Source organism: Pedobacter anseongensis, from assembly GCF_037482965.1.
Lineage (GTDB): Bacteria > Bacteroidota > Bacteroidia > Sphingobacteriales > Sphingobacteriaceae > Pedobacter > Pedobacter anseongensis.
The window spans coordinates 223,115-248,501 of the sequence record NZ_JBBHKB010000003.1 but is presented as its reverse complement, the minus strand read 5'-3'; the positions used below and the strand labels follow the sequence as shown (position 1 = coordinate 248,501).

Below are 25,387 nucleotides of genomic sequence, written 5' to 3'. Positions count from 1 at the left end.
TTTAATTTGCTACTCTTGCATAAATATTTTTCAAAAAAATACTTAAAATATTTCATCAGAAGTTATATCTTTGCGTCGTCAACAAGAAATGGTCATTTATGATCATTTTTATTTTGATATGCATCCATAGCTCAGCTGGATAGAGCACCGGTTTTCTAAACCGTAGGTCATAGGTTCGAATCCTATTGGGTGTACGTATTTTTAAGCCATAACTAATTGAATATCAATAAGTTATGGCTTTTTAATTTAACTAAAAATCGGGATTTTACTCCGTAGTACGATTTTTGAACACTTTTAATTATTTGATTTTCAAATAATTAGGATTTGTTAAATTTCTGTGATTTTAATTTCTTTTTGTCTTAAAGTGTTAATAATAAAGACATTATAATATTTGCATTATTTTGTTAGGGTTTTGGATAATTTTACATCGAGTTTTCTTTGGATTTTTACCATTGTTCGCTTCTCAGGACTTAAATTAATAACTTTAATCAATAATTGAGCAAGTAAAGTTAAGAATTGGATTTCTTCAGCAATTAAGGTTTTGTTGATGGTTTTATCTGATATTATTCTAGCTTTTCTTATTTTAGCAGTCGTCTGATGTCTTAAATTAGATTTTTCGTTACATGCTTATCTTTTGGTCTGCAACTGCTGATAAACTTGTGAACTAATCCCAGTCAAAATCTACTACCCTTCCATTTAACTTCCACTTTGTTGGCCATGAATTTACCATCCAGTCTAAGGGTTCGCCGGTAGGTTGCACTTTTGCTGCCTGTTTGAAAGCGAGTTTAATTGCTGTTTTTTGAGCTTCCCTTAAGAAGCTAAGCTGTGCAGAAACAAATAGGGGGCTTCCACTTTCGGCAAGCAGTTGCATCCATTGTTGGTTTTTTTCCCAGGGAACATCTTTGGTAAGCCCTACGCAATCACCATCTGCGGCATAGAAGGTGTTGTGTTGGGGAAGGCGAAAACCCAAGGTATTTACGCCCATTTTCTTGGTCCTGGCCCATTCCTTTCCACTGGTATCATCGCCAATTCTATTGAGTTGGAAAACCCCTGCCGAAAGATGGCTAATGGTATTACAGCCGATGATATACATATTCCCTGCTGAGCCTTTGATGGTTGCATAGAGCTCATTTATAATTTCTGCGTTTGTTTTGCTTTGATCATAAAATTTCCATCCAGCTTGTGTAAATTCCTCTTTCATCCTAAACCCCCATTTTCCAAAAATGTCATAGGTGCTGTAATCATGTTTTACCATTTCATAGCCCCAGGCTCTATAGGTTGACATGTTGAACCTGATTCGTTCAAGGTTCTCTGGGATGGTGGGGTCAAGGATCAATTCATTTGGGTCATTTCTCCCGGCAATTTTAGGGGCTAACCTAGTGATAGGATCGGTTTGCTTTGCGATTAAGGGCCTGGTCCACAAACCGGGTCTCATGTTGCATTTTTTGATCTCATCGGCTACTTTGTGCATATCTTTAAACTTAGCATTTGCGGTTGCAAAATCGTCAGCCACTTGCCAGCCGTCATCAATTACTGAAAATGGTCTGTTGGGGCTGTCGCTGGCAAAATCGCTCATATAGGAGGTTTGCTCGATAATCGATTTTGCTGAATTATTACCATAGGCAACATACCAGTCGTTAATGCCATACACTGGCATTTTTGGTAAGATCGGCTTATCGCACATTTGTCTGCAAAAATGTGTGGCTGTGGCGTATGGTCTTTCTAAAGGTGCGCTCATCATGGTTATGATGCTAGCTGCATGCAGTTTACGGCCATTGAGTTTTACGCCTGATCCACCTGAGTGTGTATCCATGGTTAGTTCGAGTGCACCGTTCTTAACTGTCCACCAGCATAGGGTGTTCGCTCCGGTTTTAACGCCAAAACAGGCAGTCTGAAGATCATCATTGAGTAAGATATACCATGGGTTTTTAACTTCGTTTTCAGGAGTTTTCCATCCTAGATCTCCGTAAGACCTTTCCCAATGGTCGCCCAATACTTTGGCCTTGGAAGGGGTTGGGTAGGTCCATACCATCTTTATCCCTTGAAGAGCTGTTGAAATTGATTCGATGTACACTTCCTGTGTTTTGCTTTTGGTCTTTAACGTGGTTAGAATGTCGTGATAGGTAAAAGCACCATTGGCGCTTTTCATTTTAATCCATTTATTATCTACTTTAGCCCAGGCTTCATCAGGATAATGGATAAGGGAATGACCTTGTGGGTTGGCATAGGTAATTTTAGTGAAGATTGCCGAAGCAAAGCTAGTGACAGCGAGCGTAACAAATTGTCGTCTTAACATCTTATCAGGGTTGGTTTAGGAGCATAAAAATAGCAAATTAGAACGGGTATTTCTTCAGACAGACTGAGCAAAAAGTTAAAAGAAGCTATTTGCTATTTATAACCGCTTGCCTGTAGATTAAATAGCTCCGCGTATTTTCCACCAGCTTTCAAAAGTTGCTCATGGGTTCCCGATTCCAACAGTGTTCCCTTTTCTAAAACTAAAATTCTATCAGCTAATCTTGCGGTAGAGAATCGATGCGAAATTAAAACAGCAGATTTTCCAGTGGTAAGTTGTGCAAAACGTTGAAAAACCTCATACTCTGCTCTGGCATCAAGTGCAGAAGTGGGCTCATCTAAAATCAACACTTGAGCATCTTTCATATACGCTCTAGCCAAGGCAACTTTTTGCCATTCGCCACCAGAAAGCTCAATTCCATCATTAAATTTTCTGCCCAACCATTGCTGATACGCACCTGGTAATTTTTGGGCAAGCTCATCTGCCAAACTTAGTTCAGCCGCAGCTTTAACCAGTTGCTCATTCTCAATTTCCTTAATATTGCCGACAGCTATGTTTTGATAAAAAGTCATCTGGTACCGGATGTAATCTTGGAAAATGATGCCGAGATTATGCCTGAGGTCATCCAAATCATAACATTTTAAATCCTTTCCGTCTAATAAAATACGACCCTCGCATGGGTCATACAATCGGGCAAGAAGTTTTACCAAAGTAGTTTTGCCTGCACCATTCTCGCCCACAAGAGCCAACTTCTCTCCAGGTTTTAGTTCAAAACTTAAATTCCTGTTCGCCCACCTATCGCTATTGTGGTATTGGAATCCTACATTTTCGAATACAAAACCTGATTTTATAGGATTTGGGAAAGGAAGGGCATCTTTAGATTTAGTAATTTTTGGCTTTATTTGAAAAAAATCAATGAAATCTTGCAGATAAATAGCACCTTGAGAAACCATCGTAAATCTAGAAAGCATAGTTTCCATTAAACCACTAAGTTGACGAAATGAACCCGCCAAAAAGGTAAGGTTGCCAACCGTTGATTTTCCAGTAACCGTTTCGTAAACAATAAATCCGTATGCTGCATAATAGCCAATGGTTCCTAAGATGGAAAAAAATGTGCCCCAAACTGATCTACGCGTGGCCAATTTGGTATTATCCTTATAAAATTTATCCGACAAGGTTTTAAACCTGTTGATTATGAAATCGGAAAGACCAAAAATCTTCACTTCCTTTGCAGTTTCGTCGCTAGCACCCAAGTAGCGAACATAGTCAAGTTCCCTACGTTCTGGAGTCTGACTACGGGACAACGCATAATTCTTGCTATTAAAATACGATTCACCCAGGAATGAAGGAATAATAGCAAGAACCAACAAAAGAATCAACCATGGGTTAAAAGCAATTAATCCTGTCAACAGAAAGGCCATTGAGATTAAATCTTGTATTTGGCTCATCACTTGCGAAAGCATCACACTTCTACCAACAGTCTGTTGTCTTGCCCGTTCCAATTTATCATAAAATACAGAATCTTCAAACTGATCTAGGTCAAGTGTAGCAGCGTGCTCCATTATTTTAATGGAGGTATAATTTGAAAATTGATCGCCCAAAAGACTATCAGTCAGGTTAATCATCCTGCTAAGAGCATCGTTCATGATCGCCAAAAAGAACTGAAGCCCTACCAATTCCCAAAGCCTGTCCATATTTCCTCCTAGAGAGCTGGTGTTCAATGCCACAACTTCGTCGATAATCAGTTTTCCAACATAAAGCAATGCAACAGGCATCGCAGAACGTAATATCCTAAGTGTAAAACTAATGATGGTTTTACTTGGACTGCTTTGCCAAACCAGTTTAAATAGACTTGGCAAATTCCTTAAGGATGATAATCGTTCCTTAAACGTAATGTTTTCAATGGGTATTGTATTTATTTTCTTTGCCATAAACCTGTACACAGCAAATCTAATTTATTGAGGGTGTTTTTTCTATTTTTTTGTAAAAATAGGGGGGAGTTGAGAACGATGGTGTAATGATAATGTGGGAATGCAATTTTTAAAAATTCGTTTCAAATCACTATATTTGATTTTTACAACAAAATGAATTCTATAACCATCAAAGATTTTTATAAGGATATTTTGGGAGAAAGCTGTCCTGATATCAATCAATTTCTTAATGATAATATACATAAAGACGTTGGCCATTTCAATATTTTTGATATTTCGGAAATCTCAAAAACTTGCACGTCTAAAACAGGAATGCCTTACAATAGGAGAACTTATTACAAAATAAGTCTGATTAATGGTAAGAACAAAGTGGAATACGCTGACAAAACAATTGAGATTGATGACTGTGCCGTTTTGTTTGCTTCTCCAAAAATCCCGTACAATTACACGCATCTTTGTACAGAACAATCTGGCCATTTCTGTGTCTTTACAAAAGATTTTTTACCCACGGCTAAAATTGGACTGGAAATCGATAATCTCCCGGTTTTCTCGCCGAATAGTGATTTTGTTTATCAAATCTCCACAGAACAGTATCAGATCTTTGAATCAGTTTTCCTAAAAATGCATGCGGAAATCAAATCAGATTATGTGTATAAATATGATTTGCTACGAAACTATTTAATGGAATTGGTTCATTTTGGACAGAAATTAAAGCCAATTATCCCCACTGAAATTAATAAAACGGCTGCTTCTCGAACCACTACACTATTTATTGAACTATTAGAAAGACAATTCCCTATTGAGAACATTAGCCACCTTTTGCAGTTGAAAACACCTGCAGATTTTGCTGGAATTTTGGGTGTTCATGTTAATCATCTCAATAGAGTATTGAAAGATACAACTGGAAAAACGACAGGTGAAATTATTGGTAGCCGAATTTTTCAGGAAGCTAAAATGCTTCTTACCCAAACGCAATGGAATATTTCGGAAATCGCCTTTACGTTAGGCTTTGAAGAAGTTGCTCATTTCTCTAATTTCTTCAAAAAATACGGCAAGCAATCGCCACAACATTTTAGGGAGTTTTTAATTGTTTGATTTTTACAAATTTCCATTTGATTTCTGCAAATACTGTATTGCTTTTATTGGTCAACTTTGTACTATTAATTTAAACAATAGAAAAAATGGCAAATAAAATAGCACTGGTAACTGGCGCAAGCCGTGGATTAGGTAAAGATTCAGTAATCGCATTGGCAAAAAAAGGATTTGATATCATTCTTACTTATCAAACGAAAAAGGAAGCAGCAGATGAGGTCGTAAAAGAAATTGAACGCATCGGACAAAAAGCATTTGCATTGCCTTTGGATATTGCTTCAACAACAGGTTTTGATCACTTTGTAAGTGTAGTGAAAAATATTTTAGATACTCAATTCTCTACTGCAAAAATAGATGCTTTGGTTAATAATGCGGGTATCGGCATCAATCAGAGTTTCGAAAACACAACAGAAGAAGTTCTGGATGCTATGACAAATATTCACTTCAAAGGACCTTACTTCTTAACTCAAAAATTATTACCCTTATTGAATGACGGGAGTAGCGTGGTGAATACGTCTTCTGGTTTGGCAAGATTTTCATTTGCAGGATATTCTGCTTATGGAGCGATGAAAGCAGCGATAGATTCATTATCCAGATACCAGGCTGTAGAATTGGGAAGCAGAAAAATTAGAGTGAATTCGATAGCTCCGGGTGCAATTGAAACAGATTTCGGTGGAGGTGCTGTTCGCGATAATGCAGAATATAATCAGTTAGTTTCTTCCCAAACTGCTTTAGGAAGAGTTGGTTTGCCAGATGATATCGGAGGTGTAGTGGCTTTCCTTTGTTCAGACGATTCTAAATGGATTAATGCGCAAAGAATAGAGGTTTCGGGAGGATTTAGAATTTAATCGATTCAAACTAAAAAAACTTCCCACCAGGGAAGTTTTTTTAGTTATCTATCAAACAGCTGTAAATACAGGAGGACCACTGCCGCTGCGGTCATGGTAATGAGTGCAACAAATCCTAGGAAATTTGCTGTTCTTGTGTTGGTGTTGTTGCCCATAATTTTCTTATTATTGGAAATGTGCAGGATGATGCCAATCAATACAGGAGCTGTTACTCCATATAAAATCGCGGTGTAGATTAACGATTGAATGGGTGTTATTCCAACGTAATTCAATGAGAGGCCGATGATAAGCGAAATGGCAATAATAACATAGAAAGCTTTTGCTTCATGGAATTTTTTGTCGAGGCCCTGTTGCCATCCGAACGTTTCGGTAATAATATAGGAAATCGATCCGCTCAGAACTGGAATTGCGATTAGCCCGGTACCGATCACTCCTATAGCAAAAAGAAGATAGGCAAGGTTTCCCGCTAGGGGTTTGAGTGCGGCTGCTGCCTGTTCTACAGTATCGATCTGGTGGATCCCTCCGTTAAAAAGTACTGTTCCAGTGGTAAGTATGATAAAATACATGACCAGCCCCGATACCCCCATTCCAAGATCAACATCTTGGTTAATTTCATGGATAAGATTTTTGTTGACCATGATACGGTGTTTTCTGGTTTTCATTTCTTCTACCTCTACAGAGGCCTGCCAGAAGAAAAGATATGGAGAAATCGTCGTGCCCAGTATTCCCACAAGCATTGCTATAAAGCCCTTGTCCAGTTTGATAGTAGGCATGAAAGTAGCCTTCAGAATTGCAATCAAGTCTTGTTTATATAAAAAAGGAACGGCGAAATATACGAGCATCACCACGCAAAGATACTTCAGCACCGCTGCAATTTTCTGATAGGGAAGATAGATGATCAGTCCTAACAAGATGATGGTAAAGACTACACTGAAATAGTTCGGATCTATAGCGGGGAACAATAGATTGCCCACGGCCCCCATGGCAGCGATGTCGGCGCCGATGTTCATTACAATTGCAGGAAAACTGAACAACAACATAAGGTAAAGGATAGGCCTCGAGTAGTGCTTTTTGAGTGTACCCGTTAGCCCCTGGGAGGTCACAAGTCCGATTCTTGCGCACATTTGCTGGATAGCGGCCATTAATGGAAAGGCTAATATAGCTGTCCAAAGTGTCGAAAGCCCGTATGCGGCTCCTGCTTGTGAATAAGTTGCTATCCCAGAGGGATCATCATCACTCGCGCCCGTAACCAGTCCAGGGCCAAATTTTTTCCAGCTACTTAACAAGCCACGTCTGATTTTTATGTTGCGCTGCATTTGATTCACATGTTATACAGGCCAAGCCTGCTCTTATATTCTACCCATTCAAAACTAGTTAATGAAGTTAAAGCTAAAGTGATTCTAGACATTACTGTAGGTGATTTTAATCAGAATTACGCTGTTCAACGGCGTTCAAATTTCCCTGTCTTAAAGTAATTAATTTGTCTTGTACGACGAACCTCCTTTTAGGTGTTCAATCTGTAGCCATATTTCAAGCTGATGCGCCTGGGAAGAGTGGGCTGCTGTTTTCTACGCCCAATTACGTTATTCTGATGGAATTAATGGCTTTTACCCACTGTTCGTGCCTACACTTTTTGCACGTATGGTTCTGTCTTTTGCTGAGTTGTTCTACATTGCCACAAAAACAGCAGGCATATTTTCCCCCAGTTTTAATCTCACATTCGCCTGATTCAAATATGGCAGGCAAAATGGGTAGGCCGTATTTAACCTTTTCGTCTGGTGCAAAAAAGACGCTAATGTTACCAGATGTTTCAAGTATGGCCGTCGAAATTTGCCCCAGATGTGAAATGCCTTGTTGCCTTAATTCAGAGAAAAATTCATCATGTGCCAATGTCTCTTTACCAAAATTCTTAATTGAAAACTCACCATCTTCTATCAAATAGGTAGCCTTTCCTTCAACTAAATCATCGATTTTAGTACTTTTAGCCGTAAGATAGGTGGTTAGCCTGTAACAGCCAACAATTATAGCAAAAATAACCACCGGAACGGTTAATCCCACTTCTTTATAAAACATTGGGTCGCCCGCGGCAGAACCAAGTGAGATAATTACTACCAATTCAAAAATAGAAAGTTGTTTAACTCCGCGTTTACCCAATAAGCGCAACCCGAAAAGTATAATCAAGTACATAATAAAGGTGCGGAGACCGATTTCGAAAAGAAACTCCCAATCTTCTTCACCCATAAAAAATTTACTCCAGTCTATTGCTAGTATCATCAATTGAAATTTGTTTAAAACTGATTAATAAACTCAATTAGTGCTTATTTGTTTGAGTGGGGATAGTTAAGTTGGAATTATTTAACCATTTGTCTATTTTAAAGGGATTGACTAAATTGTTCTACAAATTATGAATAACAATTTCTCCGATAGCGCACAAGTTAAAGTCGTTTCAACATTTGATGAACTCATTCATACAAGATTTCAGGGGGCAATGAACGCAATTTGTTGGCACAGAAATTTAGCTGGCGATTTCAGTGAAGTTGTAGCTAAGCTTCAATTAAAAGAAAATGTTACTGATATTTCAATTGAAGAACTTTTATCGTTGTCCTTATCGCCCGAAGGTAATGTAGCAAGAGATTGTATCCTAAATGATCTAAAGGTATTGGTAAATTTGGGAGCATCGCCGGTGCTCAATTTACTCAAAAGTTATGAACGAGATCAAGAATTCGATTTCATTTCAACAGATGTATATTCTTACCATGTAGATCGTTGTCCTATTGCTGCCGACACTTTTTTATGTACGTATTTTGGAGCTGCAAGTGATATCATACCGAATAGCCAGGTCGACCAGAAAATTTTAATTCCAGAAATTCGACAAAAACTTCAACACGTATACGGTGGGCCAGAAACAGAATTTGAGGATTTTCTAACAGCATGTTTTTTCGATTTGCATTATCAACCCAAACCCAATGCTAATCCTTTAAATTTAGGTTTAGGCCATCTGTGGAAATTGGCAGTAGATCATCCTGAACAACAGGCTTTGCCTTGTGTTCATAGAGCACCTATAGAAAACAATGGCGAGTATAGGTTGCTTTTGATCTGTTGATCATGTGAACATTATTCGAACAGAAAATTCATGCGATGAATAACTAATTGATCAATTAACGATGTTTTTAAAAAATGCCGATTCGAAACCTTGAGGAGCTAATAAAAAGTCCATATCTTTACTATAATAATAACATTTTATGAAAGCATTTTTGGGAACAGGCCTTTTAGGCGCAAATTTTGTGAAAGCAATGCTCCGTAGAGGAGATCAGGTTCAAGTATGGAACAGAACTGCATCGAAAGCAAAGGCGCTCGAAAGCGATGGGGCAAAATCATTCGATAATATAATTGATGCGGTAAGAGGTGCAGCAGTTATACACCTCACTTTAAAAGACGATGCTGCCGTAAATGAAGTATTGACTGCTGCAAGCCCAGGGTTTGAGCCCGGAGTAACAATAATAGACCACACTACCACTTCTGCAAATGGAGCAGTGGAAAGAACTGCAACCTGGAAAGCTAAAGGATTTACGTATTTACACGCACCCGTATTTATGGGGCCACCAAATGCCTTAGAAAGTAGTGGCAATATGCTGGTTTCTGGCGATCAAGAAGTGATTAAAAAAGTGGAGGCCGAACTTTCGAAGATGACAGGCAAGTTGATTAATTTTGGCGAGGAAGAGGGAAAAGCAGCTGGTATAAAATTGGTAGGCAACCTTTTTCTAATTGCAATGACAGCCGGCTTATCCGATGCCCTTGCACTGGCCAAAGCACTTCGTATTGATTCGGCAGATATTTCTGCACTTTTTGGCTCGTGGAATCCAGGCGCAGGTGCTCCTGCACGATTAGAAAAGTTACGGGCTGGCGATTTCAGCCACCCATCGTGGGAATTAGATATGGCACGTAAAGATGCAGGATTAATGATGAACGCTGCAAATGAAAAAGGAGTGAAGTTAACGGTATTGCCAGCCGTAGCTGCAGAGATGGATAATTGGATTGAAAAAGGGCATGGTGCAGACGATTGGAGCGTAATTTCGAAGAACAATCTTTAAGATGAAAAACAAGAGTTCTAGTCGTTGCTGCAATAGATAAGGAGTATTTATTGCAGATGGGAAGCTGCTTCTTGTCGCAGATGATGGAGAACTAGCTTCCAATATAATGCCGTTTCTTACGAAGCTGTTGCATTATTCTCGTTAAAAACGTGAAGAATTTCGGCAAAAAAAATATAAAAAAATAGCGGTGAGTTTCGCCAAACGGGGTTTAGATTTAGAGCAGTTACTGGTAAGAAACGTTAATTTACCGGCTTCTGTAAAACCGCTATAGAATCTAAAATTAATCCCGAGCAAGAGGCCCAAAAATGACCTTCGTGCTACAGAAAGAAAAACAAGAACAGAACGTAAGCGTTTAGAGGCAGAAGGGATTGCCGATTATCAAAAAATCTTGTCAACAGGAAATCGCTCTTTCCAAATACTAAGATTATCTTAATGGGCAATAGCAAAAATCAAGTTATTTTAGACGGAATGAATTAACTTTGCATATACATGGAACACACTATCCTCATTATAGACGACGAAAGTAAGATTAGAAGCCTGCTTTCTAGGATCATCGAACTCGAAGGGTTTCGTGTGCTGCAGGCGGCCACAGCAAAAGAAGGATTAAAGCTTCTCGCTGCAAACGAAGTGATGGTTGTGTTGAGCGATGTAAAATTGCCTGATGCAAACGGGGTTGAACTCGTAATCGAACTCAAAAAGAGTAGGCCCTACATAGAAGTTATCAACCTTACTGCATTTGGTACCATTGCCGATGGAGTAATCGCAATGCGAAATGGCGCTTTTGATTATATTATTAAGGGTGATGATAACGACAAGATGATTCCACTATTGCATAAAGCATTAGAAAAAGCAAAACTCCAGGCTCGTTTGTTCGATTTGGAGAAAAAAATGGGCTTTAAGCATAGTTTTGATAGCATTATTGGTAGTTCGTCTGCAATTAAAGAAGCCATTAACTTAGCTCAAAAAGTTGCCGTAACGGATACAACCGTATTGTTACTTGGCGAAACCGGAACCGGTAAAGAAGTTTTTGCGCAGGCGATCCATTTTGGTAGCCCTAGAAAGAATAAACCGTTTGTAGCACTGAACTGTAGCGGATTTAATCATGAACTACTCGAAAGCGAGTTATTCGGGTACAAAGAAGGTGCCTTTACCGGAGCCCATAAAGATAAAAAAGGCTTGTTAGAGGAGGCTAACGAGGGTACTTTGTTCTTGGATGAAATTGGAGAGATGAATATCGATCTACAGGCAAAACTGCTCCGGGTGCTCGAAAATAAAACCTTTATAAAAATGGGTGGAACCCAAACCAGTAAAGTAAATGTTAGAATCATTGCGGCAACAAATCGTGATTTAAAAGCCGATTCAGATAAAGGCCTTTTCCGTTCCGACCTTTATTATCGTTTATCGGTGTTCTCTATTCATCTACAAAGCCTTTCACAACGAAAAAGCGATATCGTACTATTGGCAAAGCATTACCTGAAAGAGTTTTCTGCTAAAGTAAATCGGAATGAATTAACAATGGATAAAAAGTTTGTCGACTTCCTAATCCATCATCACTGGAAAGGGAATATCAGAGAGCTAAAGAATATTATCGAAAGAGCTGTTATTTTGGCTGGCGGTAATGTAATTGGGGCAGATCTACTGCCTTATGAATTTAATGTCGCTACAAATCAACCGAGTTCAAATTCAATGGAAATGGCCGAAATGGAACGCCTGCACATTATAAAGGTACTTAATTATGCCAAGGGTAACAAGACCGAAACGGCGCGTTTGCTCGGAATAGGCCTCACCACCCTTTATCGAAAGATCGAAGAATACCAGATCGCCTAATCGAGTAGAAATGAAAAAAACCCTTCCAAAATGGAAGGGTTTTTTTATGCCATAATTTTTGATTTTCAATATATATGATTGTAATACAGTATTTTATGTATAAATATATTTTTGTGGTACGCCACTTGGTATAGGGGATGTAAACAATTTAAATTATGACTACTACTCTATTTATTGTAATTCTACTGCTCTGTTGGACAGTGTACAAATCAATCGACTGGTTCGAAAAAATCTAAAAGCCAATGATCGCATTATTTATTATCGCAGTACTGGTATTCCTGTATATGGTTTACGTACTCATTAAACCTGAAAATTTTTAAACATGAACACAGAATTACTCGGCATTATGGCTACGTTCCTGCTTACACTGGCCATCGCTATCCCACTGGGAAAGTACCTTGCCAAGGTTTTTGCAGGCGAAAAGGTGTGGACGGATTTCCTAAAACCGCTCGAAAATGTCATCTATAAGCTTTCTGGAATTAATACCAAGGAACAAATGAACTGGAAACAGCACCTAAAGGCGCTGCTTACCATCAACCTCGTCTGGTTGGTTTATGGTTTTTTTGTTCTGATCTTTCAAGATAAGCTTCCTTTCAACCCTGATGGTAATCGTGGGATGACCCCAGACCTGGCCTTTAATACCATAATCAGCTTTGTTGCCAACTGTAACCTGCAGCATTATTCTGGAGAAAGTGGGGTGAGCTATCTAACCCAGCAGTTTGTACTCATGTTTTTGCAGTTTGTTAGTGCCGCAACTGGTATTGCTGCCGCTGTTGTACTTTTCAAGGCATTCAGAGACAAGACCACGGTTGCCCTTGGAAACTTTTGGGAATTCTTTGTAAAAACAATAACACGATTATTGTTGCCACTTTCTATTGTAGTTGCATTGCTGCTCACCTTTAATGGTACACCTGCGAGCTATGAGGGCAAGGATCAGTTCATTTCAATGCAAGGCGATACAGTTAACGTTTCCCGTGGACCTGCCGCCCAAATGATTGCAATCAAACACTTGGGTACAAATGGCGGTGGTTATTTCGGTGTCAACTCTTCACATCCGTTCGAAAACCCAAGCTATTTTACCAACATGGTCGAGCTAATTGCTCAGGTAATCATCCCTATGGCCCTGGTTATTGCGTTTGGTTTCTTTATTCGAAGAAAAAAAATTGGCTGGACCATTTTTGGTGTAATGACCTTAGGTTTATTCCTTTTGCTTATTCCCATGTTAAGTGCAGAGTTGGGTGGTAATCCGGCATTGGCTAAAATGGGTATTTCCCAAACTACAGGTGCCATGGAAGGAAAGGAAGTGCGTTTCGGACCTGCCGCATCTGCTTACTGGAGTACCGTAACCACCATTATATCAACAGGATCTGTAAACAGCATGCACGATAGTGCCATGCCAATGTCGGATACATGGCAGTTGTTGGGAATGATGATTAATGCCTTCTACGGAGGTTGTGGTGTTGGTTTGTTAAATTATTTCATCTACTTAATCATTGCCGTTTTCATATCGGGTTTAATGGTGGGCAGAACGCCAGAGTTTTTGGGCCATAAGGTAGAAGCAAGAGAAATTAAGATTGCTGCCATCATTACCCTGCTCAGCCCATTTATGATCTTAGCTGGAACAGCAATTTCGAGTTACGTATTTTCAAATGTAGCAGGTGCCGATTGGGCTGTGCAGCCTAAAAACTGGCTTAACAATCCCGGTTTCCATGGCTTTTCGGAGATGCTCTATGAGGTTACTTCTTCTAATGCTAATAACGGGTCTGGTTTTGAAGGGCTAGCCGATAACAACGTATTTTGGAACATGTTAACAGGTGTAATCATTTTCCTGGGACGTTTTCTCCCAATAATTGGCCCAGTCGCTATCGCCGGCATGCTCGCTTCCAAAAAATTCATCCCAGAATCGGCAGGTACACTAAGAACAGATACCAAAACCTTTGCGTTGATGACCTTTGCTGTAATTCTGGTATTGAATTCACTTTCTTATTTTCCTGCACTCGCACTGGGGCCGATTGCTGAATATTTTACATTGGTTGGAAAATAGGGAATATGTATAAAGTTAACAATGAGGGGTAGGCATCCAATAAGCGGCCTCGAATCTTAAGAGGAGAGTAGTTAATTGGGCTTACTAATCACACAGTGAAATGAATAACCGAGCTTGCGAGTTCTTGAATGCCAAAATCAAACCACTTGTGAATAAAATCATGATAGCTTCATCACCATTGAAAACAAACCGAGTTTACGAGTTCATTAATACAAATGAAAATCAGTAAGCCAAGTATTAATAAATTTATACAGATGAAAAATAATAAATTATTCGAACCCACTTTAGTGCAAACTGCACTCAAACAATCCTTTATCAAGCTCGACCCACGGGTAATGATTAAGAACCCAGTAATGTTTACTGTGGAAATCGGAACCTTGGTTATGGCCTATGTTATGATATATTCAATCAGTAACGAAGGACAAGGTTCACCGTTATATAACTTTTTTATCTTTCTGGTACTGCTATTAACAGTTCTATTCGCCAATTTTGCTGAAGCTATTGCCGAGGCAAGAGGAAAAGCACAGGCAGATAGTTTGCGTAAAACTAGAGAAGAAACACCTGCAAAGGTAGTTTTAGAAAATGGAAAAACCGAGCTGCGTTCTTCCAATAACCTGAGAAAAGGCGATGTGTTTATTTGTAAGGCTGGAGATACTATACCAACAGACGGCGAAATTATCGAGGGTATCGCAACCATTGATGAATCTGCAATTACAGGAGAATCTGCACCAGTGATCAGAGAGTCTGGTGGTGATAAATCTTCAGTAACAGGTGGCACAAAGGTGTTGTCAGACCAGATAAAGGTACGGGTAAGTACCGAGCCTGGCGAGAGTTTTTTAGATAAAATGATTGCATTGGTTGAAGGTGCTTCACGTCAGAAAACACCAAATGAAATAGCGCTCACCATCTTATTAGCCAGTTTTACCTTGGTATTTATTATTGTTTGTGTAACACTAAAGCCATTTGCCAACTATGCCAATACCCCGATTACAATCGCTGCACTAATCTCTTTATTTGTATGTCTGATCCCAACCACTATTGGTGGGCTTTTATCGGCAATCGGTATAGCAGGAATGGATAGGGCATTACGGGCGAATGTAATTACTAAATCGGGCAAGGCAGTAGAAACAGCTGGCGATATCGATGTATTATTGTTAGATAAAACAGGGACCATTACCATAGGTAATCGTAAGGCAACAAATTTTTATCCAACTGCCGGAATGCTCATCAAAAAATTTACAGATGCCTGTGTATTAAGTTCGCTGGCCGACGAGACTCCAGAAGGAAAATCGATTATTGAACTTGTAAGAGGGAATGGTCATTTCGTTATCGAAACCGTACCTGCTGGAGTTGTATTTATTAAGTTCACAGCCGAGACACGTTCGAGCGGGGTCGACACCCCAGATGGTCGTAGAATCCGTAAAGGCGCCTTTGATTCGATTCGAAATATTGTTTTGCAAGCTGGAAACAGCTTTCCCTTAGATATCGAGGATCAAGTGAAAATTATTGCTTCAAACGGTGGAACCCCGTTGGTAGTTAGTGAGAATGAGCAGGTATTGGGAGTAATCGAACTACAGGATATCATCAAACCGGGAATTAGCGAACGTTTCGAACGTTTACGTAAAATGGGCGTTAAAACCGTAATGGTGACAGGAGATAATCCTTTGACCGCTAAATACATCGCCGAAAAGGCAGGTGTTGATGATTTTATCGCAGAAGCCAAACCTGAAGATAAGATGAACTACATCAAAGACGAACAAGCACTTGGTAAATTGGTTGCCATGATGGGCGACGGTACAAACGATGCTCCTGCACTTGCTCAGGCAGATGTTGGCGTAGCCATGAACAGTGGGACCCAAGCTGCAAAGGAAGCTGGAAATATGGTAGACTTAGATAACGACCCGACTAAACTCATCGAGATTGTTGAAATCGGTAAACAGTTGCTGATTACTCGTGGTACGCTTACCACATTCTCTATCGCTAATGATGTGGCCAAGTATTTTGCCATTGTACCAGCATTATTTATCGCTTCCATCCCTGCTTTGCAGAGCATTAACATCATGGGGCTACATAGTCCAGAAAGTGCAATCATGTCTGCAGTAATCTTCAATGCGATCATCATTCCAATCTTGATCCCGCTGGCACTGAAGGGCGTAGCCTATAAACCGATTGGTGCTACGGCCTTGCTGAGAAGAAACCTGTTCATCTATGGCCTAGGGGGCGTGGTGGCCCCATTTATCGGTATCAAATTAATTGATCTATTGATCGGCCTTTTCGTTTAGGCCATAAAATTCAAGAAAATGAAAAAGTACATCATACAATCAATTCGCCTTACACTGGTACTCATCGTACTGTTATGCATTATCTATCCCTTGAGCATCGCGCTAGCGGGAAGAATGAGCAAAGGTAACGGAGGCGGAGAAAAAATCACCAAAAATGGAAAAGTAGTAGGCTATGCGCTACTTGGACAATCGTTTACCAATCCAGAATATTTCTGGGGTCGTCCATCGGCAGTTGGCTACAATGCTGCGGGTTCGGGAGGATCAAATAAGGGCCCTGCTAACGAAGATTACCTGAAAACCGTTTCTGAGAGGATAGATACCCTATTAAAATATAACCCAACTATCAAAAAAGCAGATATTCCTGCCGATATGGTAACAGCTTCTGGAAGCGGAATCGACCCGAACATTTCCGAGCAGGGTGCCATCATCCAGATCAAAAGGATTGCGGCCGCCCGCAGGATCGATGAACGCAAGATTGCTGAATTAGTTGTAGAAAATACCGATGGGCCATTTCTAGGGATGTTCGGTCCAACTTCAATTAACGTGCTCAAATTGAATACAGCCTTGGATAAGTTTAATAAGTAATGAGTACTAATTATATGAAAAAATTACTCACTATCACTGCAATACTTGCCATTTCCATCTATTTACATGCGCAAGAAATACCTAAAATTAAGGTTACTGGTTATCTGGAGACCTATTATGGTTACGACTTTAACAAGCCGGCCAATAACAACAGACCTGGTTATATTTATTCTCATAACAGGCACAACGAGGTAAATCTGAACCTTGTTTTCATCAAGGCCACTTATGACAGTGGGAAGACCAGGGCGAACGTGGCACTTATGGCTGGTACGTATACAAATGCCAACCTTGCAGCAGAGCCAGGTGTACTCAAGAATATCTTCGAGGCTAATGCCGGAATAAAGTTGAGCGAGAGCCAGAACGTATGGTTAGATGCCGGGGTCTTCTCTTCCCATATCGGTTTTGAAAGTGCGATCTCAAAAGACTGCTGGGTGCTTACAAGGAATATTTCCTCAGAAAATACCCCATACTATGAATCTGGTGCAAAGATTACGTATGGTTCTCCAGAAGGGAAGTTTAATGCTAGCTTGCTATATTTAAATGGATGGCAGCGCATTACCCGTTTAGATGGTAACAGCAAACCGGCCGGAGGTTTGCAACTTACCTATAGACCTAACGGTAAATTTATCTTGAATTATAGCAATTATGTTGGAAAAGAAGGAATTAATACCATAGGAGTTATAAGAGTTTATCATAATTTCTACGCAATTGCACAATTAACAGATTATTTTGGTTTAACCGCCAGCCTTGACTATGCCACCCAGCAGAAAGTAAAGAGACAAACGGAAAAAAGTGAGATTATTTCTCCGGTTTTGATTGCTCATTATAAATTTGCTCCCAAATGGGCCGTTGCCGCAAGGGCAGAATATTATGCTGATAGAGATGGCATTTTTATCGCTACCAGCACGCCAAATGGCTTTAAAACGAACGGGTACTCCTTTAACCTAGATTACACCCCAACTAGCAATTCGGTAGTGAGATTTGAGGGAAAAGTATATGATAGTAAAGACAAAATGTTTTCACGGGAATTGGCTATGGTGAACCATAATGCATCGTTCACGGCAAGTATTGCCGTTTCTTTTTAAAAGACGTAATGAATTGCTTTAAAAACGATATTTTAGCTACAGTTATCTAATCCACTCATGGAAGAGAACAAAGAAGAATCGGTACGCAGATTTCTAGATCTTGTAAAAAAGTCGAGAAGGGGAAAGCTGAAAATCTACATCGGCATGAGTCCAGGTGTAGGCAAAACCTATCGCATGCTACAAGAGGCACATGCGCTTTTGCGAAACGGGGTCGACGTTTGCATTGGCTATGTTGAAACCCATAAAAGAACAGAAACGGAGGCACTCGTAGCCGGACTTCCAATCGTTCCGAGAAAAAGTATTTTCTATCGTGGCAAGTCACTGGAAGAAATGGATGTGCAGACCATCATCAACCGTCATCCAGAAATCGTAATGGTAGACGAGCTTGCTCATACCAACGTAGAAGGTAGCAAAAACACCAAGCGCTGGCAAGATGTTTACGATATCCTCGAAGCTGGCATCAGCGTGGTTTCTGCAGTAAATATACAACATTTGGAGAGTATCAACGAAGATATCCAGCAGATTACTGGCATTACCATCACCGAACGCATTCCCGATAAAATATTAGAGATTGCCGACGAAATCGTAAACATCGACCTTACGGTAGATGAGCTTGTGACTAGGCTAAAGGAAGGTAAGATCTATGATAAAATCAAGATAGAGCAGGCACTAAGTAATTTTTTCCAGTCCGATAAGATATTACAACTGAGGGAACTGGCACTTAAGGAAGTGGTGCATCAAGTGGAACGCAAGATCCATATCGAGATTCCTAAGTCGGTGAAGCTTAGGCCAGAGAAGTTTTTAGCCTGCATTTCCTCGAACGCGGAAACAGCCGGAATTGTGATTCGTAAGACCGCTAGGCTGGCTTCATACTATCATTCCCCTTGGATCGTGCTGTATGTACAGAGCGATAGTGAGAGTTTAGACAAGATTAAGCTAGATAAACAGCGGCATTTGATCAATCACTTTAAGCTGGCTACAGAACTTGGGGCAGAGGTAGTAAAGGTTAAGAGTAATAAGGTCACGCAGACCATTATTGATATGGCAAGCGAAAGGGAGATTACCACTATTTGTATCGGGAAGCCACATCTCAATATTTTTCAGGTGATTCTACGAACGGCGATCTTCAACCAGCTGCTCAGAAACCTAGCCAAAAAAGAAATTGACCTAGTTATTCTCTCTTAGATCATAAAATAAAAAGAAGACCATGAACCGACCATGATTAAAAAATCATTAAACACACAAGGGTATGATTAACTAGTCATGGTAAGGAACATCTGACCACTAAAAACAAAATTATAAACAGATGAAAATAAAAGCAAAGTTGCATGCAGGATTCGGATTTCTGTTTGTCATCGTTCTAGGATTTGGACTTATCGCATTATTCTTTCTCAACGAAATTTCTTCAAAGGCAAAGCTGATATTGAAGGACAACTATAAGACGATGGGCTATGTTGCTCAGATGCGCAGCGTAATTGATCAAGGAATCTATCCGCTGTCAAAAAATAATACCGAAAAGTTTGAACAGAATCTTGCGCTGGAAAAGAAGAATATTACTGAACCTGGGGAAAAAGAAGCGGTCGAAAAGTTATCGATTGCCTATGAAAGTTTGTTGTCTGCCGGTGGAGATGATCAGCGGAAACTTGCTGAAAGGAATATCCGTACAGAACTTGCAAAGATAGAATCGGTAAATATGCAGGCCATCAGCAACAAAAATGAGCAAGCCAATCGAACCTATTCCAAAGCCGAAATTTATATCGCTGTTACAGCTTCCTGCTGTTTTGTTGTGCTATTTACCTTTATTGTAAATTTTCCCGGCTTTGTAGCTAATCCTTTAGCGGAATTTGGTCAGGCCATCAAGCAGGTTGGCAATGGCAATTACCTACAACGTTTAAACTTTAACAATAACGACGAATTCTCAGAACTTGCAGTATCTTTTAATGCGATGGCTAAAAAGCTCAACGAATGGGAAAATAGCAATCTTTCAAAGCTTAAGAGTGAGAAATTAAGGATTGAAGCCATTATTGCCCAGATGCAAGATGCAATTATTGGAGTGAATGAAAAGGGCGAAATACTCTTCTTGAATCAATTAGCGGCTAAGCTTATCAGTGTTGATGAACAGGCTACTATCGGACAGAATGTTGAAGAACTTATATCGAGGAACGAATTGCTTAAAAGTATTATCCAACCACAAGCAGATAATAGAACATTAAAGATATATGCAGACGAAAAGGAATCTTATTTCCAGCTTGAATCGAGGGAAATTGTAGTGCCTAATATCGAAATTGATAAAGACCTGCCTTTTTCTTCGTCGAGCAGGTCGGTGGGGAATGTATATATACTTAAGAACGTAACCCAATTTGAGGAGCTCGATCAAGCGAAGACTAATTTTATTGCCACCGTATCACATGAGTTAAAAACGCCATTATCGTCTATAAAAATGAGCCTCAAGTTATTAAAAGACGAACGAGTAGGGGCAATGAATGAAGAACAAAGCCAATTGGTTTCGCACATTGAAGAAGATACAGAACGTTTATTGAAAATAACGGGAGAACTGCTTAATTTGGCGCAAGTAGAAACAGGAAACCTAAAGTTAAACATAACTCCTTCTAACCCCATCGATATTATAAATTATGCTATTGATGCTGTTCGTTTTCAAGCAGCTCAAAAAGAAATCCAATTGGAATTGTTAACGGATGATGATTTAGCAAAAGTTAATGCAGATGTTCAGAAAACAGCCTGGGTTTTGGTCAACTTTTTATCAAATGCACTGCGATATAGCGCAGCTAAGTCAAAAATTGTTATTCAATTGAAAAAAGTTAACCAAGGCTTGGAATTCTCAGTTAAAGATTTTGGAAAAGGTATTGAAGATAAATATCAGAAACGCCTGTTCGACCGCTATTATCAGGTACCTACAGATGGACAGAACAAATCGGGTTCTGGTTTAGGATTGGCCATCTCGAAAGATTTTATTGAAGCTGAACAAGGAAAAATTTGGGTCGAAAGTGCTATTGGCGAAGGAAGTAGGTTTTGTTTCACCCTACCATTACTTACCTAGGTTACCTAAGTAATCACAACTATCGTTAAAACCTTCTATTCAATTCTTTGTTCTTGCTTTAAAAAAGGAAATGATAGAAAATGCATTAATACCTGAACAGGTTATAGGAAGTGAAATGAACGTTAAAGCAAAGGCAACATTTGAAACCTTGGAGAATGCTATTGCTTTTTATCGAATAGCAAAGAAGCGCCTAAAATCAATAAATAGCTGGTCTAAGGTTTGTGGTACTGAGGCTACAACTTTTGAGTTGTTAAATGCAAATGGTGATGCGCCAGGCGAACTTTCAGAAGGCAGCCTTATAAAAATAGATATTCCAGGGCCTGGTACGCATTTGGGTAATGGATACGATTGGGTACAAATAGAGCAGGTGTTGGAGAATGAAAATAACTGCCAGTTTTTCGGATTTCGGGTACGGCCTTGTTCAAATCCCGAAAAACCCGAACAGGGTATAGCGCATTTCTTTAAAGACACGGCAACGTCGAGCTTTTTGGTAGGATTATCGGGCAATACGGTATATGCCGAAATACATGGAAAAAACGAGGAACCCAATACCATGGATTCTGGTTTTTTTGATGGCTTGCGCAACATGGCAGTGGGCTATAGTGCCAAAATTGGTCTTTCGTTTCCGCAGTGGAAATTACTGGTAGAAGGAATTGTAGATGGAAACCATAAATAACTACTATTCGGGAACAAGCGGGTTATTACTCCCAGTGCCCAATAAACTTTATTATCCTGTAGAATTTCAGCAAAAATCTAGGTTGTATTATTATGCCTCGCTTACCAATTCGATAGAAATTAACAGCAGTTTTTATAAGATGCCCATGCCATCAACAGTTGGTAAGTTGGCAGCAGATGTGCCAGAAGAGTTTCTTTTTACTTTTAAGCTGTTTAAAGAAATTACCCATCATAAAGATTTGGCTTTCGATCCGCAAGTTGTAGCGCAGTTTTTTCAAGTCATTTCAAAGGCAGAAGGTAAGAAGGGCTGTGTTTTGGTTCAGTTCCCACCTAGCATTCGGATTAATCATTTTGCTCAGCTACGTTTTTTAATGTCGGTTTTGCGAGCTAACGACCCCACTAGTGAATGGAAAATTGCCTTAGAATTTAGACACCCTTCTCTTTATGTGGAAGAAGTTTATGAGTTATTAGCTGAATATCAAATGGGTATGGTAGTTCACGATAAAACACCAGCCAGTAGCCCAGTTCGAGATACGGAATTGGATTTTATATACCTCCGTTTTCATGGGCCAGAAGGTAATTATCGAGGTAGTTACGCTGATGATGTGCTATCTGAATACGCTAGTTATATCGCCGAATGGCTACAAAAGGGCAAAATGGTCTTTACTTATTTTAACAATACCATGGGAGAGGCGCATCGAAATCTTAGCAATTTAAAGAACTTTATCACTACTGCTTTTGCTTCTGCCGGATAGCGTTTCCTTGATAAGTAAAGCCGCCTCCATTCGAGTGCCATGTGGCATAGATTCGTTTGCCATCTACTTTATAGTCTTGTTTAAACGTTTTCCGCATTGCATCGAAAAATTGAAGATCACGACCGTTCATATCTCCTGTTTCTTTGTCGTTTTTGCATGGTCTGGCATGTACACTAATGCTGTAAATAGTTTAAATGATTTATTTTCCAGTCTCCATATTAGGCGCATCAACGGGCTTAGATTCAGGGGAACCTTTTTGCCTTAGATAAATGGTTAAGAAAACAATGGCAGCTACAGATAGAAATTCGCTCTGCCAGTTCTGAAAAGTCTCGAACCAAAATTGCGGTTCACCTAGATAACTTATAACTGAATCTTTTGGTAAGCCCTTTAGCGTTCGACTAACATTATGGTCTTGCAAACTGCCATAAAAATGTAATCCCCAACTGCAAAAGAATAGTAGTGCGAAAACAATAAAGAGTGAATTACTATAAATTTTTAATAGTACTCCACCTTTTTTTACTGGCCATGGCGCATCGGTATACGGCGCGGGTTCTCGATCTACTTCTTCTTTTTCATCAAATTTTTTCGATTCTGCAGAACCAACTTGCCTTAGAAAAACAGTCATAATCACATACATCGACATCTGCAAAAACTCTGACTCAAAATTCTCGAAAGTTGCCGAAATGAAATGCCCGCTTGCTAGATAGTCAGCCAAGGGCAATTCGCTTGCTTTTAGCTCTTTTAATTCTTGATTATGTTCTTTCCAACCCGAGAGCGCTTGTGCATAAAGGGTAATCAAAAATAAACTCATAAATACTATAGTAAGACTATTACGGTAAAAGAAACTATGTTTTTTCTTCATGGGCAAGTTTTTTATAAAAGAGAGTATTATTTTCAGGAATCAAGGTTTTCTGGGCCGAAATATTGCATTGCGCTAATGTCTGGAACAGAGAATACTTTACTGAAATCTACCGCAAAGGCTTTGACGAATTTTAAAAATAAACCGCTGTCTGAGTAGAAAAGACAATGGTAACTATCTATCCCCGTTTTTTCGAAGTAGGTAGCCCAAGTTAACCCCGACATCTCTAATAAGCTACCATGACTTTTCCAAAGCGCTGGAAGTAATTCGTTTTCGAAATTGTTTTTTTTAGCAGTGTTCAAAGTAAAGCTGATCCATTCCATTTTCTTGGCGGTTTTTTTGATGGTTAAAACAATAATCGGTACAGTGGTATTGGATAAAAACGAAGCCATAACAGGGCTATTCAATTATTGTTTTAATTTTTTAATCTTTCCAATTTTGATTTACCTTTAACACAAGAATTTATCCTTCAAAGAAACTATGTTTAACAAATCATTTCACATCTTCTTTCTTCTCTTTACCATTTCTACCGCGCTTTGTGCGCAAATGGATCCACTCAAAACCACATACGTTGTGGCACAAGATAGAACAGGCGATTATAATTCGATACAGGAAGCAGTAAATGCGGTTCGAGACCATATGCAAGTTCGATTTACCATTAGGGTTAAGGCGGGTACCTATCACGAGAAATTAGTAATCCCAGCTTGGAAAAAGAACATTGCCATCATTGGGGAAAGCCGAGAAAACACCATTATCTCTAATGCCGATTATTCTGGAAAGGCATTTCCAAATAAAGATTTTACGGGCAATACAAAATACAGTACCTACACCTCTTATACGGTATTGGTACAAGGCAGTGATTGTGTGTTAGAAAATTTAACGGTAGAGAATACTGCGGGTAGAGTTGGTCAAGCCGTAGCATTAGCGGTAGAAGCCGATCGGTTTGCGGCAAAGAATTGTGCATTTTTAGGTAACCAAGATACATTATACACTTCAAAAGATGGCAAGAACTATTTCGAATCATGTGTTATCGCAGGTACTACCGATTTTATATTCGGTGAGGCTACCGCTATTTTTAATAAATGTATTATAAAAAGCCTCTCCAATTCATACATCACCGCGGCATCCACTACAAAACAACAGCAATTTGGGTATGTGTTTTTCGATTGTACCCTAATTGCTGCACCTGACGTAAAAAAGGTATATCTAGGCAGGCCATGGCGACCTTATGCAAAAACCGTATTTATCCGCTGTACACTTGGCGAGCATATTGTTCCTGAAGGCTGGAATCCTTGGGATGGAGACGTGTTGTTCGGCGACAAAAGCAAGACAGTATTTTATGCAGAATACCAAAATATTGGACCAGGCGCTAGTATAGTCAATCGTGTACCCTGGTCAAAACAGTTAACATCCAAACAAGCCAAAGCCTATACTTTTAAAAATATTTTTGGCGAATGGGTGCCAAATTTTAAGGTTTATCCATAATATATTTCCCTGCAAGCAGTAGAAAAAGCGTGCGATCTGCTTTAGCTTCTTCATAATTTTCTTTAAGTAATTTAGAAATTTGCTTGTTCTTAAGCTTAACTGCAGCCATTTGTAGAATTTGGAACGAAGCCATTTCTACACTTTCGATGTTTTGCAAATAAAAAAGTATAGAGAGGTCTCGGAGTTCTTTGTCTGACCCTTGTTTTTGTATCGCTTCAAAGGCATCATCAATTAATCCATTTAATCCTTTTGAACTACAATCTGAATATGGAGCTTCAATAAGCGTGTACATAATTTCCATTCGGGAGATTTCGTTCTCTACGTGACCTACAGTCGCTAAAATGGTATCTTTTAGGTCGTTAAAATGCGCCTGCTCTAGCAGTTTGGGCAGACGGGTTATCAAGTGCAGCTTTGCACAATAGATTTTGTCGAGATGTTCTACAAAGAATGTTTTTAATTTATTGTCCATCTTATTTA

At 39.4% G+C, this 25,387-nt stretch carries 23 protein-coding genes and 1 tRNA gene; 16 read left to right on the top strand and 8 right to left on the bottom strand.

From position 1 onward, the window contains the following. Positions 1-120: 120 nt before the first annotated feature. Positions 121-194 (top strand) — tRNA-Arg (locus WG904_RS11875). Between the two features lie 470 nt (positions 195-664). On the opposite strand, the gene WG904_RS11870 is transcribed toward WG904_RS11875, so the two are convergent. Together WG904_RS11870 and WG904_RS11865 are read right to left on the bottom strand one after the other, a co-directional pair. Continuing rightward, on the bottom strand, positions 665-2,296 hold the full coding sequence (locus tag WG904_RS11870) for an alpha-amylase family protein (protein WP_339579537.1): 1,632 nt from the start codon (positions 2,294-2,296) through the stop codon (positions 665-667). A gap of 92 nt (positions 2,297-2,388) precedes the next feature. Further along, positions 2,389-4,224, bottom strand: a complete 1,836-nt coding sequence (locus WG904_RS11865; RefSeq protein WP_339579536.1) for an ABC transporter ATP-binding protein — start codon at positions 4,222-4,224, stop codon at positions 2,389-2,391. Between the two features lie 153 nt (positions 4,225-4,377). On the opposite strand from WG904_RS11865, the gene WG904_RS11860 reads away from it, so the two are divergent. Together WG904_RS11860 and WG904_RS11855 are read left to right on the top strand one after the other, a co-directional pair. Then, the gene (locus WG904_RS11860) at positions 4,378-5,319 is read left to right on the top strand and encodes a helix-turn-helix domain-containing protein (RefSeq protein ID WP_339579535.1); all 942 of its coding nucleotides are present in this window, start codon (positions 4,378-4,380) and stop codon (positions 5,317-5,319) included. An 86-nt stretch (positions 5,320-5,405) separates the two neighbouring features. Next, positions 5,406-6,164, top strand: a complete 759-nt coding sequence (locus tag WG904_RS11855; RefSeq protein ID WP_339579534.1) for an SDR family NAD(P)-dependent oxidoreductase — start codon at positions 5,406-5,408, stop codon at positions 6,162-6,164. Between the two features lie 44 nt (positions 6,165-6,208). On the opposite strand, the gene WG904_RS11850 is transcribed toward WG904_RS11855, so the two are convergent. Both WG904_RS11850 and WG904_RS11845 read right to left on the bottom strand, forming a co-directional pair. Beyond that, positions 6,209-7,480, bottom strand: a complete 1,272-nt coding sequence (locus WG904_RS11850) for an NRAMP family divalent metal transporter (RefSeq protein WP_339579533.1) — start codon at positions 7,478-7,480, stop codon at positions 6,209-6,211. Between the two features lie 262 nt (positions 7,481-7,742). Further along, positions 7,743-8,438 carry a DUF421 domain-containing protein gene (locus WG904_RS11845; protein ID WP_339579532.1) on the bottom strand — a complete coding sequence of 232 codons (696 nt, stop codon included), beginning with the start codon at positions 8,436-8,438 and terminating at the stop codon, positions 7,743-7,745. 130 nt (positions 8,439-8,568) lie between these two features. Here WG904_RS11845 and WG904_RS11840 point away from each other — a divergent pair, with 130 nt between their 5' ends. From WG904_RS11840 to WG904_RS11790, 12 genes are all read left to right on the top strand, one after another. After that, positions 8,569-9,267 (top strand): DUF1826 domain-containing protein, encoded by a 699-nt coding sequence (locus WG904_RS11840; protein ID WP_339579531.1) that lies wholly within the window; start codon positions 8,569-8,571, stop codon positions 9,265-9,267. A 139-nt stretch (positions 9,268-9,406) separates the two neighbouring features. Next, positions 9,407-10,255 (top strand): NAD(P)-dependent oxidoreductase, encoded by an 849-nt coding sequence (locus WG904_RS11835; protein ID WP_339579530.1) that lies wholly within the window; start codon positions 9,407-9,409, stop codon positions 10,253-10,255. Between the two features lie 489 nt (positions 10,256-10,744). Further along, positions 10,745-12,082, top strand: a complete 1,338-nt coding sequence (locus WG904_RS11830; RefSeq protein ID WP_339579529.1) for a sigma-54-dependent transcriptional regulator — start codon at positions 10,745-10,747, stop codon at positions 12,080-12,082. A gap of 242 nt (positions 12,083-12,324) precedes the next feature. Further along, on the top strand, positions 12,325-12,402 hold the full coding sequence (locus WG904_RS19630; protein WP_431844430.1) for a potassium-transporting ATPase subunit F: 78 nt from the start codon (positions 12,325-12,327) through the stop codon (positions 12,400-12,402). A gap of 2 nt (positions 12,403-12,404) precedes the next feature. Next, entirely contained in the window at positions 12,405-14,126 is a 1,722-nt protein-coding gene (kdpA, locus tag WG904_RS11825; protein ID WP_339579528.1) for a potassium-transporting ATPase subunit KdpA, read from the top strand. A gap of 254 nt (positions 14,127-14,380) precedes the next feature. Further along, entirely contained in the window at positions 14,381-16,408 is a 2,028-nt protein-coding gene (gene kdpB / locus WG904_RS11820) for a potassium-transporting ATPase subunit KdpB (RefSeq protein WP_339579527.1), read from the top strand. 18 nt (positions 16,409-16,426) lie between these two features. Then, a complete protein-coding gene (locus WG904_RS11815; protein WP_339579526.1) occupies positions 16,427-16,993 on the top strand; it encodes a K(+)-transporting ATPase subunit C in 567 nt (188 codons plus the stop codon). A gap of 14 nt (positions 16,994-17,007) precedes the next feature. Beyond that, positions 17,008-18,078: a porin gene (locus WG904_RS11810; RefSeq protein ID WP_339579525.1), complete on the top strand. Its 1,071-nt coding sequence runs from the start codon at positions 17,008-17,010 to the stop codon at positions 18,076-18,078. Positions 18,079-18,135: 57 nt separating this feature from the next. After that, the gene (locus WG904_RS11805; RefSeq protein WP_339579524.1) at positions 18,136-19,263 is read left to right on the top strand and encodes a sensor protein KdpD; all 1,128 of its coding nucleotides are present in this window, start codon (positions 18,136-18,138) and stop codon (positions 19,261-19,263) included. Positions 19,264-19,384: 121 nt separating this feature from the next. Further along, positions 19,385-21,136, top strand: coding sequence for a HAMP domain-containing sensor histidine kinase (locus tag WG904_RS11800; RefSeq protein WP_339579523.1), 1,752 nt, complete (start codon positions 19,385-19,387; stop codon positions 21,134-21,136). Positions 21,137-21,206: 70 nt separating this feature from the next. Then, on the top strand, positions 21,207-21,812 hold the full coding sequence (locus WG904_RS11795) for a hypothetical protein (RefSeq protein WP_339579522.1): 606 nt from the start codon (positions 21,207-21,209) through the stop codon (positions 21,810-21,812). Then, entirely contained in the window at positions 21,796-22,566 is a 771-nt protein-coding gene (locus WG904_RS11790; RefSeq protein WP_339579521.1) for a DUF72 domain-containing protein, read from the top strand. Before WG904_RS11795 ends, WG904_RS11790 begins: the two co-directional genes overlap by 17 nt. Here WG904_RS11790 and WG904_RS11785 read toward each other — a convergent pair. From WG904_RS11785 to WG904_RS11775, 3 genes are all read right to left on the bottom strand, one after another. Next, positions 22,541-22,696 (bottom strand): hypothetical protein, encoded by a 156-nt coding sequence (locus tag WG904_RS11785; protein ID WP_339579520.1) that lies wholly within the window; start codon positions 22,694-22,696, stop codon positions 22,541-22,543. The genes WG904_RS11790 and WG904_RS11785 overlap by 26 nt on opposite strands. A 69-nt stretch (positions 22,697-22,765) precedes the next feature. After that, on the bottom strand, positions 22,766-23,428 hold the full coding sequence (locus WG904_RS11780; RefSeq protein WP_339579519.1) for a DUF6766 family protein: 663 nt from the start codon (positions 23,426-23,428) through the stop codon (positions 22,766-22,768). 32 nt (positions 23,429-23,460) lie between these two features. Next, entirely contained in the window at positions 23,461-23,817 is a 357-nt protein-coding gene (locus tag WG904_RS11775; protein ID WP_339579518.1) for a hypothetical protein, read from the bottom strand. Between the two features lie 88 nt (positions 23,818-23,905). Here WG904_RS11775 and WG904_RS11770 point away from each other — a divergent pair, with 88 nt between their 5' ends. Beyond that, positions 23,906-24,910, top strand: coding sequence for a pectinesterase family protein (locus WG904_RS11770; protein WP_339579517.1), 1,005 nt, complete (start codon positions 23,906-23,908; stop codon positions 24,908-24,910). Here the strand turns inward: WG904_RS11770 and WG904_RS11765 are convergent. Continuing rightward, positions 24,894-25,379 carry a DUF892 family protein gene (locus WG904_RS11765; protein WP_339579516.1) on the bottom strand — a complete coding sequence of 162 codons (486 nt, stop codon included), beginning with the start codon at positions 25,377-25,379 and terminating at the stop codon, positions 24,894-24,896. The two genes, WG904_RS11770 and WG904_RS11765, sit on opposite strands and share 17 nt — an antisense overlap. Between the last annotated feature and the right edge of the window lie 8 nt (positions 25,380-25,387).

What these genes read in the sequence shown, in the direction of transcription:
- WG904_RS11870 (WP_339579537.1), bottom strand. Translation starts at nt 2,296, where the DNA reads ATGTTAAGACGACAATTTGTTACGCTCGCTGTCACTAGCTTTGCTTCG.
- WG904_RS11865 (WP_339579536.1), bottom strand. Translation starts at nt 4,224, where the DNA reads ATGGCAAAGAAAATAAATACAATACCCATTGAAAACATTACGTTTAAG.
- WG904_RS11860 (WP_339579535.1), top strand. Translation starts at nt 4,378, where the DNA reads ATGAATTCTATAACCATCAAAGATTTTTATAAGGATATTTTGGGAGAA.
- WG904_RS11855 (WP_339579534.1), top strand. Translation starts at nt 5,406, where the DNA reads ATGGCAAATAAAATAGCACTGGTAACTGGCGCAAGCCGTGGATTAGGT.
- WG904_RS11850 (WP_339579533.1), bottom strand. Translation starts at nt 7,480, where the DNA reads ATGCAGCGCAACATAAAAATCAGACGTGGCTTGTTAAGTAGCTGGAAA.
- WG904_RS11845 (WP_339579532.1), bottom strand. Translation starts at nt 8,438, where the DNA reads ATGATACTAGCAATAGACTGGAGTAAATTTTTTATGGGTGAAGAAGAT.
- WG904_RS11840 (WP_339579531.1), top strand. Translation starts at nt 8,569, where the DNA reads ATGAATAACAATTTCTCCGATAGCGCACAAGTTAAAGTCGTTTCAACA.
- WG904_RS11835 (WP_339579530.1), top strand. Translation starts at nt 9,407, where the DNA reads ATGAAAGCATTTTTGGGAACAGGCCTTTTAGGCGCAAATTTTGTGAAA.
- WG904_RS11830 (WP_339579529.1), top strand. Translation starts at nt 10,745, where the DNA reads ATGGAACACACTATCCTCATTATAGACGACGAAAGTAAGATTAGAAGC.
- WG904_RS19630 (WP_431844430.1), top strand. Translation starts at nt 12,325, where the DNA reads ATGATCGCATTATTTATTATCGCAGTACTGGTATTCCTGTATATGGTT.
- kdpA (WP_339579528.1), top strand. Translation starts at nt 12,405, where the DNA reads ATGAACACAGAATTACTCGGCATTATGGCTACGTTCCTGCTTACACTG.
- kdpB (WP_339579527.1), top strand. Translation starts at nt 14,381, where the DNA reads ATGAAAAATAATAAATTATTCGAACCCACTTTAGTGCAAACTGCACTC.
- WG904_RS11815 (WP_339579526.1), top strand. Translation starts at nt 16,427, where the DNA reads ATGAAAAAGTACATCATACAATCAATTCGCCTTACACTGGTACTCATC.
- WG904_RS11810 (WP_339579525.1), top strand. Translation starts at nt 17,008, where the DNA reads ATGAAAAAATTACTCACTATCACTGCAATACTTGCCATTTCCATCTAT.
- WG904_RS11805 (WP_339579524.1), top strand. Translation starts at nt 18,136, where the DNA reads ATGGAAGAGAACAAAGAAGAATCGGTACGCAGATTTCTAGATCTTGTA.
- WG904_RS11800 (WP_339579523.1), top strand. Translation starts at nt 19,385, where the DNA reads ATGAAAATAAAAGCAAAGTTGCATGCAGGATTCGGATTTCTGTTTGTC.
- WG904_RS11795 (WP_339579522.1), top strand. Translation starts at nt 21,207, where the DNA reads ATGATAGAAAATGCATTAATACCTGAACAGGTTATAGGAAGTGAAATG.
- WG904_RS11790 (WP_339579521.1), top strand. Translation starts at nt 21,796, where the DNA reads ATGGAAACCATAAATAACTACTATTCGGGAACAAGCGGGTTATTACTC.
- WG904_RS11785 (WP_339579520.1), bottom strand. Translation starts at nt 22,696, where the DNA reads ATGAACGGTCGTGATCTTCAATTTTTCGATGCAATGCGGAAAACGTTT.
- WG904_RS11780 (WP_339579519.1), bottom strand. Translation starts at nt 23,428, where the DNA reads ATGAAGAAAAAACATAGTTTCTTTTACCGTAATAGTCTTACTATAGTA.
- WG904_RS11775 (WP_339579518.1), bottom strand. Translation starts at nt 23,817, where the DNA reads ATGGCTTCGTTTTTATCCAATACCACTGTACCGATTATTGTTTTAACC.
- WG904_RS11770 (WP_339579517.1), top strand. Translation starts at nt 23,906, where the DNA reads ATGTTTAACAAATCATTTCACATCTTCTTTCTTCTCTTTACCATTTCT.
- WG904_RS11765 (WP_339579516.1), bottom strand. Translation starts at nt 25,379, where the DNA reads ATGGACAATAAATTAAAAACATTCTTTGTAGAACATCTCGACAAAATC.